The following is a 434-nucleotide window of genomic DNA, read 5'->3' as shown; positions in this document are numbered from 1 at the left end:
GTCGACGATCACATGGCAGGTGCCACAGGCCGTTTCGCCCCCACAGTCTCCATCGATCCCCGGCACAGCATTGTCGGTTGCAATCTGCATCAACGATCGACCTTCGACCAAGCCCGCCTCGTGCTTCCCACCATCGTGGGCGACGAAAGTTACAACTGCCATGTCAACTCCTCAATTTTCTTCGCGATTGATAACAGTGTCGCCGCAAACGTGAATGGCGGCCATGTTCCGTAGAGTCAAAAACTTGTGAATTCGGGTCAGACGGTTCGCCCCAGAGATCCGACCTGAGTCCACTCCAGATGTGGAGTGCGACAACTCTGCGCTCCGCACGAAGGCATCGAGCGGCTGGGCTCCTGTTTCGAAATGCGCGCTCACCAAGTACTTCTTTCACCGCGAAGCCGTCTCACCGGCGACCAGATGGCCATTTCGGATCT

The 434-nt window shown here is 56.9% G+C and carries 1 protein-coding gene; it reads right to left on the bottom strand.

The features are described 5' to 3' along the window. On the bottom strand, window positions 1-162 hold a 162-nt coding region (locus MTX35_RS25425; RefSeq protein WP_243597488.1), incomplete at its 3' end, for a 2Fe-2S iron-sulfur cluster-binding protein. Window positions 163-434 lie beyond the last annotated feature (272 nt).

It is taken from the genome of Rhodococcus sp. ARC_M12, from assembly GCF_022810385.1.
Classification (GTDB): Bacteria; Actinomycetota; Actinomycetes; order Mycobacteriales; family Mycobacteriaceae; genus Rhodococcoides; species Rhodococcoides navarretei.
The sequence above is the reverse complement of the archived record's forward strand: the minus strand, read 5'-3'. Positions and strand labels throughout refer to the sequence as shown.